Source organism: Pseudomonas yamanorum (genome assembly GCF_900105735.1).
Classification (GTDB): domain Bacteria; phylum Pseudomonadota; class Gammaproteobacteria; order Pseudomonadales; family Pseudomonadaceae; genus Aquipseudomonas; species Aquipseudomonas yamanorum.
The window spans coordinates 2,779,677-2,795,036 of record NZ_LT629793.1 but is presented as its reverse complement, the minus strand read 5'-3'; the positions used below and the strand labels follow the sequence as shown (position 1 = coordinate 2,795,036).

16 protein-coding genes are annotated in these 15,360 nt (G+C 60.3%); 9 read left to right on the top strand and 7 right to left on the bottom strand.

Annotated elements, in window-relative coordinates:
* The first annotated feature begins 33 nt into the window (after positions 1-33).
* The 8 genes from amaA to BLU46_RS13305 all read left to right on the top strand — a co-directional run bounded on the left by amaA (position 34) and on the right by BLU46_RS13305 (position 9,485).
* Positions 34-1,317, top strand: a complete 1,284-nt coding sequence (gene amaA, locus BLU46_RS13340) for an L-pipecolate oxidase (RefSeq protein ID WP_008439081.1) — start codon at positions 34-36, stop codon at positions 1,315-1,317.
* Between the two features lie 376 nt (positions 1,318-1,693).
* Positions 1,694-2,830, top strand: coding sequence for an ABC transporter substrate-binding protein (locus BLU46_RS13335; RefSeq protein WP_017478363.1), 1,137 nt, complete (start codon positions 1,694-1,696; stop codon positions 2,828-2,830).
* Between the two features lie 253 nt (positions 2,831-3,083).
* Entirely contained in the window at positions 3,084-3,998 is a 915-nt protein-coding gene (locus BLU46_RS13330) for an ABC transporter permease subunit (RefSeq protein ID WP_003217447.1), read from the top strand.
* A gap of 2 nt (positions 3,999-4,000) precedes the next feature.
* On the top strand, positions 4,001-5,278 hold the full coding sequence (gene livM, locus BLU46_RS13325) for a high-affinity branched-chain amino acid ABC transporter permease LivM (protein ID WP_017478364.1): 1,278 nt from the start codon (positions 4,001-4,003) through the stop codon (positions 5,276-5,278).
* Positions 5,275-6,150 (top strand): ABC transporter ATP-binding protein, encoded by an 876-nt coding sequence (locus BLU46_RS13320; protein WP_063033375.1) that lies wholly within the window; start codon positions 5,275-5,277, stop codon positions 6,148-6,150. Before livM ends, BLU46_RS13320 begins: the two co-directional genes overlap by 4 nt.
* Positions 6,147-6,863, top strand: a complete 717-nt coding sequence (locus tag BLU46_RS13315) for an ABC transporter ATP-binding protein (protein WP_063033374.1) — start codon at positions 6,147-6,149, stop codon at positions 6,861-6,863. The genes BLU46_RS13320 and BLU46_RS13315 overlap by 4 nt, the downstream gene beginning before the upstream one ends.
* A 791-nt stretch (positions 6,864-7,654) precedes the next feature.
* Positions 7,655-8,422, top strand: a complete 768-nt coding sequence (locus BLU46_RS13310) for an SDR family oxidoreductase (protein ID WP_017478365.1) — start codon at positions 7,655-7,657, stop codon at positions 8,420-8,422.
* A 157-nt stretch (positions 8,423-8,579) separates the two neighbouring features.
* Positions 8,580-9,485 (top strand): cation diffusion facilitator family transporter, encoded by a 906-nt coding sequence (locus BLU46_RS13305; protein WP_017478366.1) that lies wholly within the window; start codon positions 8,580-8,582, stop codon positions 9,483-9,485.
* Here the strand turns inward: BLU46_RS13305 and BLU46_RS13300 are convergent.
* From BLU46_RS13300 to ureE, 5 genes are all read right to left on the bottom strand, one after another.
* Positions 9,457-10,587: an AGE family epimerase/isomerase gene (locus BLU46_RS13300; RefSeq protein WP_063033371.1), complete on the bottom strand. Its 1,131-nt coding sequence runs from the start codon at positions 10,585-10,587 to the stop codon at positions 9,457-9,459. The two genes, BLU46_RS13305 and BLU46_RS13300, sit on opposite strands and share 29 nt — an antisense overlap.
* 168 nt (positions 10,588-10,755) lie before the next feature.
* Positions 10,756-11,328 carry a HupE/UreJ family protein gene (locus BLU46_RS13295; RefSeq protein WP_093202326.1) on the bottom strand — a complete coding sequence of 191 codons (573 nt, stop codon included), beginning with the start codon at positions 11,326-11,328 and terminating at the stop codon, positions 10,756-10,758.
* Between the two features lie 24 nt (positions 11,329-11,352).
* Complete coding sequence (ureG, locus tag BLU46_RS13290; protein ID WP_003217431.1) at positions 11,353-11,967, bottom strand: urease accessory protein UreG; 615 nt, start codon at positions 11,965-11,967, stop codon at positions 11,353-11,355.
* A 23-nt stretch (positions 11,968-11,990) separates the two neighbouring features.
* Positions 11,991-12,665 carry an urease accessory protein UreF gene (locus BLU46_RS13285; protein WP_093202320.1) on the bottom strand — a complete coding sequence of 225 codons (675 nt, stop codon included), beginning with the start codon at positions 12,663-12,665 and terminating at the stop codon, positions 11,991-11,993.
* Positions 12,662-13,162 (bottom strand): urease accessory protein UreE, encoded by a 501-nt coding sequence (ureE, locus tag BLU46_RS13280; protein WP_093202315.1) that lies wholly within the window; start codon positions 13,160-13,162, stop codon positions 12,662-12,664. Before ureE ends, BLU46_RS13285 begins: the two co-directional genes overlap by 4 nt.
* 337 nt (positions 13,163-13,499) lie before the next feature.
* Between ureE and BLU46_RS13275 the strand changes: the two genes are divergently transcribed.
* A complete protein-coding gene (locus BLU46_RS13275) occupies positions 13,500-13,988 on the top strand; it encodes a C40 family peptidase (RefSeq protein ID WP_093202310.1) in 489 nt (162 codons plus the stop codon).
* 1 nt (position 13,989) lies between these two features.
* On the opposite strand, the gene BLU46_RS13270 is transcribed toward BLU46_RS13275, so the two are convergent.
* Both BLU46_RS13270 and BLU46_RS13265 read right to left on the bottom strand, forming a co-directional pair.
* A complete protein-coding gene (locus BLU46_RS13270; protein WP_017478372.1) occupies positions 13,990-14,622 on the bottom strand; it encodes a TetR family transcriptional regulator in 633 nt (210 codons plus the stop codon).
* 151 nt (positions 14,623-14,773) lie between these two features.
* Complete coding sequence (locus BLU46_RS13265; protein WP_063033368.1) at positions 14,774-15,223, bottom strand: hypothetical protein; 450 nt, start codon at positions 15,221-15,223, stop codon at positions 14,774-14,776.
* Positions 15,224-15,360: the final 137 nt, after the last annotated feature.

Below are 15,360 nucleotides of genomic sequence, written 5' to 3'. Positions count from 1 at the left end.
TAGTGGTTTGTTAGGTCTCATCGGAGTCTGGCAATGGCATTACGCGAAGCATGTTTGTGGGAGCAACTCACCCCTGGCCGGCCGGATCGCGCTGCGCTCAAGGGCGAGGTCAAGGTGGATGTGTGCGTGATCGGCGCCGGGATCACCGGTTTGTCGGCGGCCATTCACCTGCTGGAACAAGGTAAAAGCGTCGCCGTACTCGAAGCCCATCGCACCGGCCACGGTGGTTCGGGGCGCAACGTGGGGCTGGTCAACGCCGGGATGTGGATTCCCCCGGACGAGATCGAAGCCGGTTTTGGCGAAGCGGTAGGCAGCCAGCTCAACCGCATGCTCGGCGCGGCACCGTCCCTGGTGTTCAGCCTGATCGACAAATACAACATTGATTGCCAATTGCGCCGCGAGGGCACGTTGCACATGGCGCATAACGCCCGTGGCGAGGCGGATCTGCGCAGTCGTGAAGAACAATGGAAGCGTCGTGGCGCACCGGTGGAGCTGTTGACCGGCGCGGCCTGTGAGCAAGCCACCGGTACCAAAAAGATTGCTGCCGCCTTGCTCGACCGACGTGCCGGTACCTTGAACCCAATGGCCTACACCAGCGGCTTGGCCAATGCCGCAGTCGGGCTGGGCGGGCAGTTGTTTGACCATTCCCCGGTCACCCGACTGGAACGCCAGGGCCAGCACTGGTCTGTGCAGACTGCCCAGGGCTCAGTGCAGGCCGAACAGGTGGTGATCGCCTCTAACGCCTACACCGAAGGTGAGTGGACTGAGCTGCGCCGCAACTTTTTCCCCGGTTATTACTATCAGGTGGCGTCGGCCCCGCTGACCGACGAAGCCGCACAACAAATTCTCCCAGGCGGCCAGGGCTCCTGGGACACCCGCCAGGTACTCAGCAGCATCCGCCGCGACGCCGAAGGCCGGCTGCTACTCGGCAGCCTGGGCAACGGCAACCAGAAACCCGCCTGGTTCCTCAAGGCCTGGGCCGATCGGGTGCAGCAGCACTACTTCCCGTACCTCAAACCGGTGCAGTGGGAATGTACCTGGACCGGCTGCATCGCCTTCACTCCGGACCACTTGATGCGCCTGTTCGAGCCGGCTCCCGGGTTGGTGGCGGTCACCGGTTACAACGGGCGCGGCGTGACGACCGGCAGTGTCGTGGGCAAAGCCTTTGCGGACTACCTGTGTCACCAGGATCCACAGGCACTGCCGATCCCCTTCGCACCGATGCAGCCGCTGGCTGGTGTGGGCCTGCGCAGCTGTTTGTATGAGGCGGGGTTCTCGCTGTATCACGCGGGCCAATGCCTGCGGATCGTGATCTGATCAACGAAATACCGCTCAGAAGCCTGCATTTTCTTAGCCGGCTACTAATCTGTATTGGTGCGAGTCGTAGCAGTAACGCACTGTAAATGTGCACTTCCGTTACGCACGCTGTTACAGGTTCAAGGGTGGCCGTTTAATGGCCGGGTTGCAGTGCTTGAACGGTCGGGTTGCACTTTATGGATCCAATGGTTGCACCCTGTTGAGATAGACGGTTGCACGTCCAATCAAAAGGCGCCCAAAAACCTGTAATAACAATGACACCGTGTCTTTTTGAATAATAAAAACGTAATGGCACGCCGCTTGCTCTGGGCTTTCGCTGAAAGTTTTTGAAGTGAAGCTGCAGTGCCAATTCAACAAAAACCTCGGAGCACCACTCATGTCCCAGACGTTTTACAAGAAAGGTTTCCTGGCCCTCGCCGTTACTGCGGCGCTGGGTGTTTCTGCGTTTGCTCAAGCTGATGTGAAGATTGGCGTAGCGGGGCCGATGACCGGTGCCAACGCGGCATTTGGCAAGCAGTACATGACAGGTGCCCAGGCGGCAGCCGACGTCATCAACAAGGCCGGCGGCATCAATGGCGAGAAAGTCGTGCTGGTTGCCGGCGACGATGCCTGCGAACCCAAGCAGGCCGTGGCCGTGGCCAACCGTCTGGTTGACCAGGACAAAGTGATCGGCGTGGTCGGGCACTTCTGCTCCTCGAACACCATTCCGGCCTCCGAGGTTTATAACGACGCTGGTGTGATCGCGATCACCCCAGGCTCCACCAACCCGCAAGTGACCGAGCGCGGCATGACCGCCATGTTCCGTATGTGCGGCCGTGACGACCAGCAAGGCATCGTGGCCGGCGACTACATTGTCGACGTGCTCAAGGGCAAGAAAGTCGCGGTTATCAACGACAAGGACACCTACGGCAAAGGTTTGGCAGACGCTACTGCGGCGCAGTTGACCAAGCGTGGCGTGAAGCCGGTGCTGGAAGAAGGCCTGACCCGTGGCGAGAAAGACTTCAGCGCCCTGGTCACCAAGATCCGCTCCACCGGTGCTGATGTCGTGTACTTCGGCGGCCTGCACCCGGAAGCCGGTCCACTGGTTCGCCAGATTCGTGAAGCCGGCTTGAAGGACGTCAAGTTCATGTCCGATGACGGCGTGGTCACCGACGAACTGGTAGCGACCGCCGGCGGCGCACAATACGTGGACGGCGTGTACATGACCTTTGGCGCCGACCCGCGCCTGCTGCCAGACAGCAAGGCCGTGGTGGAAGAGTTCCGCAAAAGTGGCACCGAGCCTGAAGGCTACACCCTGTATGCCTATGCTTCGCTCCAGGCCCTGGCCGCTGGCTTCAATGGCGCCAAGTCCAACAAGGGCGAAGACGCGGCCAAGTGGCTGAAAGCCCACCCGGTCAAAACCGTCATGGGCGAGAAGACCTGGGACGCCAAGGGCGACCTGAAAGTCTCCGACTATGTGGTTTACCAGTGGGACAAGGATGGCAAGTATCACCAGCTGGAAAAGCAGAAGTAATAGTTAGCGCGATGGGTTAGACGCCACTTGACCCTGTGGGAGCCGGGCTTTTGTGGGAGCTGGCTTGCCTGCGATAGCGTCACCTCGGTTTGACTGACATTCCGAGGTGTCTGCATCGCGGGCAAGCCCGACTCCCACACAAGCCAACTCTCACAAGGGGACGTGGTTGCCAGCCTCTTTTGTGTCTGTCTTTTCCTCCTAGAAGATCCGCACACCCACAGGTGTGCAGGCTCTCACTGCGTGAGATTGCGTTATGGATGGTATTTTCCTGCAGCAACTGGTCAATGGGCTGACCCTCGGGTCTGTCTATGGCTTGATCGCCATCGGCTACACAATGGTCTATGGCATCATTGGCATGATCAACTTCGCCCACGGCGAGGTTTATATGATTTCCGCTTACCTCGCGGCGATCAGTCTGGCACTGCTGGCTTACTTCGGCATCGAATCCTTCCCGCTGCTCATCCTTGGCACCCTGATCTTCACCGTCGTCGTCACTGGCGTTTATGGCTGGGTCATCGAGCGTGTCGCCTACAAACCGCTGCGCAACTCCACCCGACTGGCACCGCTGATCAGCGCCATCGGTATCTCACTGATCCTGCAGAACTACGCGCAGATCGCCCAGGGCGCCAAGCAACAAGGCATCCCGACGCTGCTGGCCGGCGCCTGGAGAGTCGACATCGGCACCGGCTTCGTGCAGTTGACCTACACCAAGGTGTTCATCCTGGTGGCCGCGTTTGTCGGCATGGGCCTGCTGACCTACATCATCAAGTACACCAAGCTCGGCCGCATGTGCCGCGCAACCCAGCAAGACCGCAAGATGGCGTCGATCCTCGGCATCAACACCGACCGGGTCATCTCCTACGTATTCGTGATTGGTGCCGCCATGGCCGCGTTGGCCGGTGTGCTGATCACCCTGAACTACGGCACGTTCGACTTCTATGCCGGCTTCATCATCGGCATCAAGGCATTTACCGCAGCGGTACTCGGTGGCATCGGTTCCCTGCCTGGGGCCATGCTGGGCGGGATCATCCTGGGTATTTCCGAGTCGCTGTTCTCGGGGTTGATCAACTCTGACTACAAAGACGTGTTCAGTTTCTCCCTGCTGGTGGTGATCCTGATTTTCCGTCCCCAGGGCCTGCTCGGTCGCCCACTCGTGGCGAAGGTATAACTATGTCTGCTGCCTACTCTATCGATATCAAGAAAAGTGTCGTCGATGCGGTACTCGCCGGGCTGATTTCGCTGATCGTGTTCGGTCCGATCGTCGGCGTAGTCCTCGACGGCTACAGCTTCAACCTGCAACCGGCGCGTGTCGGCATCCTGGTGGCCATTGTGATGGTCGGCCGCTTTGCCATGAGCCTGTTCCTGCAAACCCCCAGGGGCCTGCGGATTCTGCAAGGTTTTGAAAGCACCGGTTCCGGTGTACATGTACTCAAGCCCGACTACAAATCGCGCCTGCGCTGGATCATCCCGGCGTTGATCGTGATTGCCATCGTGTTCCCGTTCTTCGCCAACAAATACCTGCTGACCGTGGTGATCCTCGGGCTGATCTACGTGTTGCTGGGCCTTGGCCTGAACATCGTGGTGGGCCTGGCCGGGCTGCTCGACCTGGGTTACGTGGCGTTCTACGCCATCGGTGCCTATGGCCTGGCGCTGGGTTATCAATACCTCGGCCTGGGCTTCTGGACAGTGCTGCCGCTGGCGGCGATCTGCGCGGCGCTGGCGGGGTGCATTCTCGGGTTCCCGGTGCTGCGAATGCACGGGGATTACCTGGCAATCGTGACCCTGGGCTTCGGTGAAATCATCCGCCTGGTGCTGAACAATTGGCTGTCGTTTACCGGTGGCCCGAATGGCATGCCGGTGCCGTCGCCAACGTTTTTCGGGCTGGAGTTCGTGCGTAAGGCGAAGGATGGCGGGGTGCCGTTCCACGAGTTCTTCGGCATCGACTACAACCCCAACTTCAAATTCCTGTTCATCTACATCGTGCTGTTCCTGGTGGTGCTGCTGGTGCTGTACATCAAGCACCGCCTGACCCGCATGCCGGTGGGCCGCGCCTGGGAAGCCTTGCGCGAAGATGAAATCGCCTGCCGTTCCATGGGCCTCAACCACGTGCTGGTGAAGCTCTCGGCGTTCACCATTGGCGCTTCCACTGCCGGCCTGGCCGGGGTGTTTTTCGCCAGCTACCAGGGCTTCGTCAACCCGTCGTCATTCACCTTCTTCGAGTCGGCGCTGATCCTGGCCATCGTGGTATTGGGCGGCATGGGCTCGACCGTTGGCGTAGTGATTGCCGCGTTCGTACTGACCGTGGCACCGGAGCTGCTGCGCAGCTTCTCTGAATACCGCGTGCTGCTGTTCGGCGTGTTGATGGTGGTGATGATGATCTGGCGACCACGAGGCTTGATTCGTATCAGCCGTACCGGTGTAGTCCCACGTAAAGGAGTGGCGCCATGAGCAAGGAAGTCGTCCTCTCCGTGGAACACCTGATGATGCACTTCGGTGGCATCAAGGCCTTGAGCGATGTGAGTCTCAAGGTCGAACGCAACTCGATCTTCGCTTTGATCGGCCCCAACGGCGCCGGCAAGACCACGGTGTTCAACTGCCTGACCGGGTTCTACAAAGCCTCCGGCGGGAAGATCGAACTCAATGTGCGCGGCAAGCAGACCAACGTGATCCAGCTGCTGGGCGAGCGCTTCAAGGCCACCGACTTTGTTTCGCCGAAGAGCTTCGTCAGCCGGGTGTTCTACAAAATGTTCGGCGGCACCCACCTGGTGAACCGTGCCGGTTTGGCGCGCACCTTCCAGAACATTCGCCTGTTCAAGGAAATGTCGGTGGTGGAGAACCTGCTGGTGGCCCAGCACATGTGGGTCAACCGCAACATGCTCGCGGGCATCCTCAACACCAAGGGGTACCGCAAGGCAGAAAGCGATGCCCTCGACCATGCCTTCTACTGGCTGGAAGTGGTGGACCTGGTGGACTGCGCCAACCGCCTGGCCGGCGAGTTGTCCTACGGTCAACAACGCCGCCTGGAAATCGCCCGCGCCATGTGCACCCGGCCGCAGATCATCTGCCTCGACGAACCGGCTGCCGGCCTCAATCCCCAGGAAACCGAAGCCCTCAGCGCGATGATTCGTCTGCTGCGGGACGAGCATGACTTGACGGTGGTACTGATCGAACACGACATGGGCATGGTGATGAGTATTTCCGACCACATCGTGGTGCTGGACCACGGCAACGTGATTGCCGAGGGCGGCCCTGAAGCAATCCGCAATGATCCTAAAGTGATCGCGGCTTACCTGGGCGCTGACGAAGAGGAACTGGTATGAGTGAGCCAATCCTCGAACTGAAAGACCTGGACGTGTACTACGGCCCGATCCAGGCCCTGAAGAAAGTCTCGCTGCACATCAACGAAGGGGAAACCGTCAGCCTGATCGGCTCCAACGGCGCGGGTAAATCCACGCTGCTGATGTCGATCTTTGGCCAGCCACGGGCCGAGTCCGGGCAGATCATCTACCGCGGCGTCGACATTACCCACAAGTCGTCCCACTACATCGCCTCCAACGGCATTGCGCAGTCGCCGGAAGGGCGGCGGGTGTTCCCGGACATGACCGTCGAGGAAAACCTGCTGATGGGCACCATCCCGATTGGCGACAAGTTCGCCACCGAGGACATGCAGCGGATGTTCGAGCTGTTCCCGCGGCTCAAGGAGCGGCGTAACCAGCGGGCGATGACCATGTCCGGTGGGGAGCAGCAGATGCTCGCCATCGCTCGTGCGCTGATGAGTCGGCCCAAACTGTTGCTGCTGGACGAGCCGAGCCTGGGGCTGGCGCCGATTGTGGTGAAGCAGATCTTTTCCACGCTGCGGGAGCTGGCGTCTACCGGCATGACCATCTTCCTGGTGGAGCAGAACGCCAACCATGCGCTGCGCTTGTCGGATCGGGCATACGTGATGGTCAACGGCGAGATTCGCCTTACAGGCACCGGTAAGGAGCTGCTGGTGAATGAGGAGGTGCGTAACGCCTACCTCGGCGGGCATTAAGTCGTTCGCAGATCCAATGTGGGAGCGGGCTTGCTCGCGAAGGCGGTGTATCAGTCACATATGTATAGACTGACACTCCGCCTTCGCGAGCAAGCCCGCTCCCACATTTTTTTGCGTCGCCTGCAGGCTTTCCTGAAATTGTGGACAACAAATCCAGACACCTGCCAAAGCGCGACATATAGCCGCCGCAAATCCCTGTTTTGTCACAGTTTTGACTTGTCCCCAACCACTGTGGAACCAGCTGTGGGTAACGTGGGAGTAGCTGGCTGGAGGCCTTTGTTTTCGTGGCTTGTAGCGCGGTGGTTGTTTATTGAGCAGTGAGTTTTTCGCGACACCTCGAGGGTTTTGTCAACCTGTTTAAAGACACAGGTATATGACCGGAAGATGTCACTCCGGCCTGTGGATAAGTCTGTGACTAAACTCTGGAAAGAGTGCCGCAGAGGCCGGAATGACTGGCCTGGGGCCATCGTCCTGATTGCACCGTTTTGAACCGGGCTACATATGGCTCGCTCAAGGTCAAGCAAAAAACTTTTTGAATTGCACTGAAAGCCTTGTGTACTGCGGCTTTCAGCTTTTTGCACTTGCCCCCAAAGACTGTGGACGGGGCTGTGGATAAGGTGCGCGCACATGGCTGCACACCACGGCCTGTATGGCTCCCAAGTGATTGGTTGAATTTCGTACAGTATGAGCGGCATTCACCTGTGTCCACAGCGTGTATCAGTTGCCGCCAGCCCGGCAGCCGGGCATTCTGCTGGCTGATTTTTTACTCGTAGCCCTGCAAGGAGAACACCATGTCCAATACGCTGTTTATTACTGGCGCGACCTCCGGTTTTGGCGAGGCTTGTGCCCGCCGTTTTGCCGAAGCCGGCTGGAAACTGGTGCTCACCGGCCGTCGCGCAGAGCGTCTGAACGCCCTGTGCGCCGAGCTCTCCAAGCAGACCGAAGTTCTCGGCCTGGTGGTGGACGTGCGTGACCGCAAGGCCATGGAAGAGGCAATTGCCAACCTGCCGCCTTCCTTTGCCACGCTGCGCGGGCTGATCAACAACGCCGGCCTGGCGGTGGGCACCGACCCTGCGCCCAAGTGCAGCCTCGACGATTGGGAAACCATGGTCGACACCAACATCAAGGGCCTGCTGACCACCACCAGCCTGCTGTTGCCGCGCCTGATCGCCCACGGCCGTGGCGCCGGCATCATCAACCTTGGCTCCATCGCCGGCAGCTACCCGTACCCGGGCAGCCACGTGTATGGCGGCACCAAGGCCTTCGTCAAACAGTTCTCGCTGAACTTGCGTTGCGATCTGCAAGGTACCGGCGTGCGTGTGACCAACATCGAGCCGGGCCTGTGCGAAAGCGAGTTCTCCCTGGTGCGGTTTGCCGGTGATCAGGCGCGTTATGACGCGACCTATGCCGGTGCCGAGCCGATCCAGCCACAGGACATTGCGGACACGATCTTCTGGGTGCTGAATACCCCGGCACACGTGAACATCAACCGTCTGGAACTGATGCCGGTAAGCCAGACCTGGGCCGGGTTTGCGATTGAGCGTGGCGCCAAGGGCTAAGTTCGTCGAGCTGTGTGGCGAGGGAGCAAGCTCCCTCGCCACAGGTTTTTGTCAGCCTTGAATATGCGGCAAATCGGCCAAAACAGGACATAAGGTACACTCCACCCCTGAAAGCCCCGCCGCGCTGTGCGGTTCAAAGGTTTTGACAGGAGGATATGTGAGTAACCGAGGTGAGCAGTCGCTGCTCAAACAATCGACCATCCTGATGTTCGCCGTGGCGATCGCCGGGATCGTCACGGGTGTGGTGTCGGGCGCCCAATCGATTTTATTCGACGGCTTTTTCTCGCTGATCGCCACCGCCATCAAGGTGCTGATGCTGATCACGGCCAAGCTGATCGCCAAGAAAAGCAACGAACGTTTCCAGTTCGGCTATTGGCACCTGGAACCCATGGTGCTGCTGATCGAAGGCAGCTTCCTGCTGTTGATAGCCATCTATGCGTTTCTCAACGGTGTGTTCGGCATTATCAATGGCGGGCGCGATATCGAGTTGGGCCTGGTGATCATCTACGCAGCGGTGTTTACCGTCGTCGAGTTCGCCTATTTCTTCTATGTGCGTTATCGCAATCGCACGCTCAAGTCGTCGCTGATCCAGTTCGACAACATCAGCTGGCTGGTGGACGCGATGCTGTCGGTGGGGCTGCTGGTGAGCTTCCTGGCGGCGCTGTTGCTCAAGTCCCAGGGCTACGGGCAGTGGGCGGTGTACGTCGACCCGTTGATCCTGATCCTGCTGGCGTTGAGCATGCTGGCGCCGGCCTTCAAGATCCTGCGCCCGGCGCTGCGGGATGTGCTGGGAATTGTACCGGACCAACTGGACGGCAAAGTCCGCGAAGTGATGGACGCGGCCCAGGCCAAGCATGGTTTCGACGACTACGTGTCCTACGTGCAGAAGCACGGGCGGGCGCGGTTTATCGAGATTCATGTGGTGCTGCCGGCGGATTACCCGGTGGATAACGTCGCCACCCTGGACGGGCTGCGCGAAGAAATATCCACAGGGCTGGGCAAGCCGGACGCTGCCCGCTGGCTGACGATCAGTTTTACCGGGGATCGCAAATGGATTGCGTAAGGCCCAGGTAGCACGTCGCCAAGTGGTAAGGCGTGGTCGACGGCATGTCCCGTCGGCTGACTTGCCCCTTGGCATCCAGGCACTCATTCCAGCCTTTGTCGTGCAGGAAGCGCTGTTGCAGCGCCAGCAATTGGCGTTGCAGCACGGCTTCGCTGTTGGGCCGCAAGGTCAGCGCCCGCAGGTATTCGGCCTGGGCCCAGATGCGTTGGGTACCGTCGCGTAGGCTGCCGTCCAGGGCCAGCATGCCGCTGACCGCGCCGGTCAGGTTATCCACACCCTTTTGCTCGGCATAGCTGAACGCTTTGTTCAGGGACGCGTGCAGCGGTGTGCCTCGCAACAAGTTCGAAGACTCTAGCAGGAAGAACCATTCGAACTGGTGCCCCGGCTCAAACCAGTTATCCACAGCCCCCAGCGGTTTTTCCATCATCACGCCGTGCTGGCGGTCGATGAAGCGCTTTTGCATGGCGTTGGCCAGGTCCAGCAATGCGTCCTGGGTGACGGCGTCTTCACGCACGGCCAGCGTGGCGAGGAAGCCTTCGGCCAGGTGCATCAACGGGTTTTGTAGAGGGCCGGACTTGAGGGACGACCAGTTACGCTCCAGCACCGCTTCATACAGGCCGTCGCCGGTGGCGAAGCGTTCGGCGACCACTTCCAGGGCCGCGTCCAGTACCGACTCCACCAGAGATTCACGCACCTTGGCCCAATAGTGGGCGCAGGCAAAGATGATGAAGGCGTGGGTGTAGAGGTCCTTGCGTTTGTCCAGTGGCTTGCCGTGGGCGTCGATGCTGTAGAACCAGCCGCCGTGCTCGGCGTCGTGGAAATGCCGTTGCAGGGAACGGAACAGCGCGGCGGCGCGCTCCTCGGCAAAGGCTGCGCCGGGCTCGCCGATCAGGCTGGCGAACAGGTACAACTGCCGTGCGCAGGCCATGGCGCGGTAGCGTTGCGGGGGCAACGGCCGATGGTCGGCGTCCAGGGCCTCATAGGGCAGCGCCAGGTCGGCATTCCAGCCCGGGCCATGCCAGAGCGGCACGATCAGGTCGTGGAAGTGCGTCAACACAGCGGTCAATTGAGGCTTGAGGGCGGAGCTTGGAGCGATGGGCATCGGCTGGCGTCGTCACGGCAGGGGTGTTTGCGCGACATGGTATCAGGCTTGGGGGAAGTGGTGGCTGTGAGTCCGCCATCGCGGGCAAGCCCGGCTCCCACAGGTGATCGAGTACACCTGTGGGAGCCGGGCTTGCCCGCGATGGGGCCATTGGAAACGCTGAAAATCTCAGGCTGCGAGCAACCAAACCCCAGTCGCCGCCGAAGCCGCGCCCGCCACCCGCACCAACGGCGCTGCCGCCGCCGGCAGGAAGCGCACCACGGCATAACCCGCCGCATGCAGAACCGCTGTCGCACCCACGAACCCTACGGCATACGCCCAAGGGCTGGACATATCAGGCAGCTCCAAACCATGCGCCACGCCATGGAACAGCGCAAACAGTGCAGTCGCCGCCACCGCCACGAACAACGGTGGTCGCACCGCCAGCGCAACCGCCAGGCCCAGCGCCAGCACCGACGCGGCAATTCCGCTTTCCAGCGCCGGCAATGCCAGCCCTTCAAAGCCCAGCATTCCGCCGATCAGCATGGTGCCGACAAAGGTGCACGGCAGCGCCCAGCGTGCTGAGCCTTTTTGTTGGGCGGCCCACAAGCCCACGGCGACCATCGCCAGCAAGTGGTCGATGCCGCCCAGCGGGTGGCTGATACCGGCCACCAGGCCGTTGTCGCCGTGGCCGGGGTGGGCGAAGGCGAGAGCGGGAGTGAGCAGCAAGGCTGCGGCTGCGAGAAGTGTATTGAGGCGCATGGACAGGCTCCTTGTTGAGGTTGATCAGGCTGCGGTCAGCAAGCCCTGGCGTTCGATGAAGGCGACGATTTCTTCCAGGCCGACGCCGGTTTTCTGATTGCTGAAGACGAAAGGTTTACCGCCGCGCATGCGCTGGGTGTCGCTGTTCATAAGCTCCAGAGACGCGCCCACCAGCGGTGCCAGGTCGATCTTGTTGATCACCAGCAGGTCGGATTTGCAAATCCCGGGCCCGCCTTTGCGCGGCAGCTTGTCGCCGGCCGACACATCGATCACGTAAATGGTCAGGTCCGAGAGTTCCGGGCTGAAGGTGGCCGACAGGTTGTCGCCGCCGGATTCCACCAGGATCAGGTCCAGGCCGGGAAAGCGCCGGTTCAGTTGGTCTACCGCTTCGAGGTTGATCGAGGCATCTTCGCGAATCGCGGTGTGGGGGCAGCCGCCGGTTTCCACGCCGATGATGCGCTCGGGCGCCAGGGCCTGGTTGCGCACCAGGAAGTCGGCGTCTTCGCGGGTGTAGATATCGTTGGTGACCACCGCCAGGTTGTAGCGATCACGCAGGGCCAGGCACAGGGCCAGGGTCAGGGCGGTCTTGCCGGAGCCGACCGGCCCGCCGATGCCGACGCGCAGGGGTTGGGTGTTCATATGATTCTCCAAGATAAAGTGCCCTAGGAACGGAACAGGCGGCTGTACTGGCGCTCATGGGCCATGCACGCCAGGGACAGGCCAAAGGCGGCGCTGCCGTAGTGGTTGGGGTCGAGTTGGCTGGCGTCCTGCTGGGCTTGTTGCAGCAGCGGCAGCAGTTCACTGGTCAGGCGCTGGGCGGCTTGCTGGCCCAGTGGCAAGGTTTTCATCAGCACCGCCAGCTGGTTTTCCAGCCAGCTCCACAGCCAGGCGGCCAGGGCGTCGTCGGGGCTGATCTGCCAGGCGCGTGCGGCCAGCGCCCAGCCCAGGGCCAGGTGTGGTTCGGGTCGCAGGGCGAGAAACTCCCGCGCGGCGTCATCCAGTTCCGGCAAGCCTTTCAGCAGTTGGTGCAGGGAGTAACCCATCTGCCGGCTTTCCTGGTACAGCTCGCGGGTTTCGCGGCTGGCGCGGTGTTCCTCACACAACTGCGCGAGGCGTGGCCAGTCCTGTTCAGCGGCGGCCTTGCAGTGGGCGAGCAGCAGCGGCGCCTCGAAGCGCGCCAGGTTGAGCAACAGTTGATCACTGATCCACCGCCCGGCACTTGCCGGGTCGGTCACGCGGTCTTGCTCCACGGCCATTTCCAGGCCCTGGGAATAGCTGTAGCCACCAATCGGCAGCTGCGGACTGGCCAGACGCAACAGCGCCCAGGCTGGGTTCATAGACGTACGCCGAACTGATGCAGCTTGGGTGGGTAGTTGAAGTCTTCGTCGCCATGGCGGGAGTGATGGTGGCCACCGCCATAGGCGCCGTGTTCCGGCTGAAAGGGTGCCTCGATGGTTTCAGTCGTCGCACCCAACTGATCAAGCATGGCCTTGAGCACGTAGTCATCCAGCAGGCGCAACCAGCCGTTCCCCACTTGCAGCGCCACGTGGCGGTTGCCCAAGTGATAGGCGGCGCGGGTCAGTTCAAAGGCACTGCTGCAGGTGACGTGCAGCAGTTGTTCAGGCCGGGCGCACACGCGTACGACACGTCCGTCTTCGGCCTGTAGGAATTCGCCATCGTGCAGCGGCGGTTGACCGCGCTCCAGAAACAGGCCGACGTCTTCTCCATCGGCACTGAAACAGCGCAAGCGGCTTTTGCTGCGGGCTTCGAAATTCAGCAGCAACTCTGCGGCCCAGACGGGTTCGGGGGCGATTCGGCGGTGGATCACCAGCATCAGAAAGCTTCCAGCTATGAGCGATAAGCAAGCTAGAGCAAGGGTCTTGCCAACCACGCGGGGAGTAGGAATTCCCTGTAGGCAGGCGGCGTGTGCCACCTGATGGCGCAGGAAATTATTCCAAAATGTTTCATTTTGGTGCGCGAGTGGATTTATAGCACCGGATTCGGGCGCTCGGCGTTGAATTCCATGGCTCGTTGCATGAAATTTCTTTCATCTTTGGGGGTGGAAGAGTTGTTTCGGATTTTTCCCACGCAGTTACAGGATTAGGCGGTCATCGGGTTACGCGCTGTTTCATTAGGATTCCGCTCCGTGTTTAATTCTCAGCGGTTCCATCATGTACAAGTCATTTTTCTGTTTAATCATTGTCAGCTTGTCGCTCACCCTTTCATCCGCTTCGGCCAATCTCCATCGGGCCCCGGCATTTACCCCGCGGCCTTCTATCGACAACGTAATCGATCGTGCCCATGCGCTGCTGGGCACGCCCTACAAGTGGGGCGGCACCTCGGTGCGGCAGGGCTTCGATTGCAGCAGCTTTCTGGTGTACCTGTTCAAGACCGAAGCCAACATTCATCTGCCCCGCACGACGTCTGAGATGCACCGCTCAACCGCGGCCACGATCAAGCGCGATGCATTGCAACCGGGTGATGCCGTGTTTTTCAGGGGCAACGGGCGCGGCCAGGTCAGCCACGTCGGTCTCTATATAGGTGAGGGCAAATTCATTCACTCGCCCCGCACCGGCAAAAGCGTGCGCATCGATTCACTGGCCAACAGTTACTGGAACAAGAACTACACCACCGCCAAGCGTTTCCACGCCGTGCGCTGATTTATTCAGTGCTGCCCAAGCCTTGCCAATGCTTGAGGCCAATGAAGATAAAGCGCAGTTGCTGGGTGATCTTGGCTTGAGGCGTGAGGTGCGCAGGCAGCGCTTCGGCGGGCGGGTCGATGATGTCGGGCAGGGTGGCGAACACGCTCTTGACGATCAGGTCGGCCATTACGTGTAAACCGTCGGCATCCAGGTGCTGGAGCTTGGGCATCAGGGTCAGGTCGGCGGCGAGGTCGCTGGTGATGTCTTCGCGCAGGGCACCAATGGCTTGGCGCACGGCGAGGCTGCCACCGTATTGCTCGCGGGCCAGAAACAGGAATTGCGAACGGTTGGCGGCGACCACATCCAGGAAAATCCGTACCGAGGCATCAATGATGCCGCCCATCACGAATTCATTGTGGCGCACCAGGCGAATCGTCGCGCGAAAGGTCTGGCCGACTTCACTGACCAATACCAGGCCCAACTGATCCATATCGGCAAAGTGACGGTAGAAACCGGTGGGCACGATGCCGGCGGTCTTGGCCACTTCACGCAGGCTCAGGCTGCCGAACCCACGGCCACACTCCATCAGATGGCGGGCTGCGTCCATCAGGGCGAGTCGGGTCTGTTGCTTCTGTTCGGCACGGGGCAGCATTGGCAGGCGGGCTTTGTGGACAAGGACAGCGACGCACTCTAGCAAATCAGCTTTGCCAGCGTCGAACTTCAAAAGGGAGAAGGGCGTTGCGGTTCACACAAAGTCAAAGCCCGATCGGGTGATCGGGCTTTTTTCCAGGGCCAGCACGGGCTTAGCTCTGTGCTTGATGCAGTTCTGCCAGACGGTCAGCACCGCCTTCAGCTACGGAACCGGCGTAGGCGCGTTCGTTGGCTTGTTCAGCACCGCCTTCAACCAGACCTTTCTGTTCCAGGCGATCACGGCCACCTTCGGCAACAGCGTTGCGTTCCATCAGGCGATCAGCGCCACCTTCAACCAGACCTTTCTGTTCCAGACGATCACGGCCACCTTCAGCGACGCCTTCGGTGTAAGCACGTTTGTTGGCTTGTTCCGAACCGTTTTCAGTGATGCTGCCGTTGTAGTCGGTGTTGTTCTTGTCCGAAGCACCGCTGCGAGCCAGGGTTTGGCTGAAGTGGGAAGCATCGGCTTTCACTTGTGGGGTGGCCTGTTCAGCAGCTGGCAGGGCAAATGCGCTGGTGGCCAGGACGGAAAGTACAAAGCTTGCGAGTAATTGGCGTTTCATGATGGGTTGCTCCTTGGGAGGGCGATAAATTGGGTACAGGGCTAATGCTACTCTTGATAAGTCGATATAAAAGTTCATAAACACAATGGTAATAATCAACAGAATTGATTGTTCCCTGCGAGGGCTCTATCTCGCAG

Coding starts and splice junctions, on each gene's coding strand:
- amaA (WP_008439081.1), top strand. CDS start 34: ATGGCATTACGCGAAGCATGTTTGTGGGAGCAACTCACCCCTGGCCGG.
- BLU46_RS13335 (WP_017478363.1), top strand. CDS start 1,694: ATGTCCCAGACGTTTTACAAGAAAGGTTTCCTGGCCCTCGCCGTTACT.
- BLU46_RS13330 (WP_003217447.1), top strand. CDS start 3,084: ATGGATGGTATTTTCCTGCAGCAACTGGTCAATGGGCTGACCCTCGGG.
- livM (WP_017478364.1), top strand. CDS start 4,001: ATGTCTGCTGCCTACTCTATCGATATCAAGAAAAGTGTCGTCGATGCG.
- BLU46_RS13320 (WP_063033375.1), top strand. CDS start 5,275: ATGAGCAAGGAAGTCGTCCTCTCCGTGGAACACCTGATGATGCACTTC.
- BLU46_RS13315 (WP_063033374.1), top strand. CDS start 6,147: ATGAGTGAGCCAATCCTCGAACTGAAAGACCTGGACGTGTACTACGGC.
- BLU46_RS13310 (WP_017478365.1), top strand. CDS start 7,655: ATGTCCAATACGCTGTTTATTACTGGCGCGACCTCCGGTTTTGGCGAG.
- BLU46_RS13300 (WP_063033371.1), bottom strand. CDS start 10,587: ATGCCCATCGCTCCAAGCTCCGCCCTCAAGCCTCAATTGACCGCTGTG.
- BLU46_RS13295 (WP_093202326.1), bottom strand. CDS start 11,328: ATGCGCCTCAATACACTTCTCGCAGCCGCAGCCTTGCTGCTCACTCCC.
- ureG (WP_003217431.1), bottom strand. CDS start 11,967: ATGAACACCCAACCCCTGCGCGTCGGCATCGGCGGGCCGGTCGGCTCC.
- BLU46_RS13285 (WP_093202320.1), bottom strand. CDS start 12,665: ATGAACCCAGCCTGGGCGCTGTTGCGTCTGGCCAGTCCGCAGCTGCCG.
- ureE (WP_093202315.1), bottom strand. CDS start 13,162: ATGCTGGTGATCCACCGCCGAATCGCCCCCGAACCCGTCTGGGCCGCA.
- BLU46_RS13275 (WP_093202310.1), top strand. CDS start 13,500: ATGTACAAGTCATTTTTCTGTTTAATCATTGTCAGCTTGTCGCTCACC.
- BLU46_RS13270 (WP_017478372.1), bottom strand. CDS start 14,622: ATGCTGCCCCGTGCCGAACAGAAGCAACAGACCCGACTCGCCCTGATG.
- BLU46_RS13265 (WP_063033368.1), bottom strand. CDS start 15,223: ATGAAACGCCAATTACTCGCAAGCTTTGTACTTTCCGTCCTGGCCACC.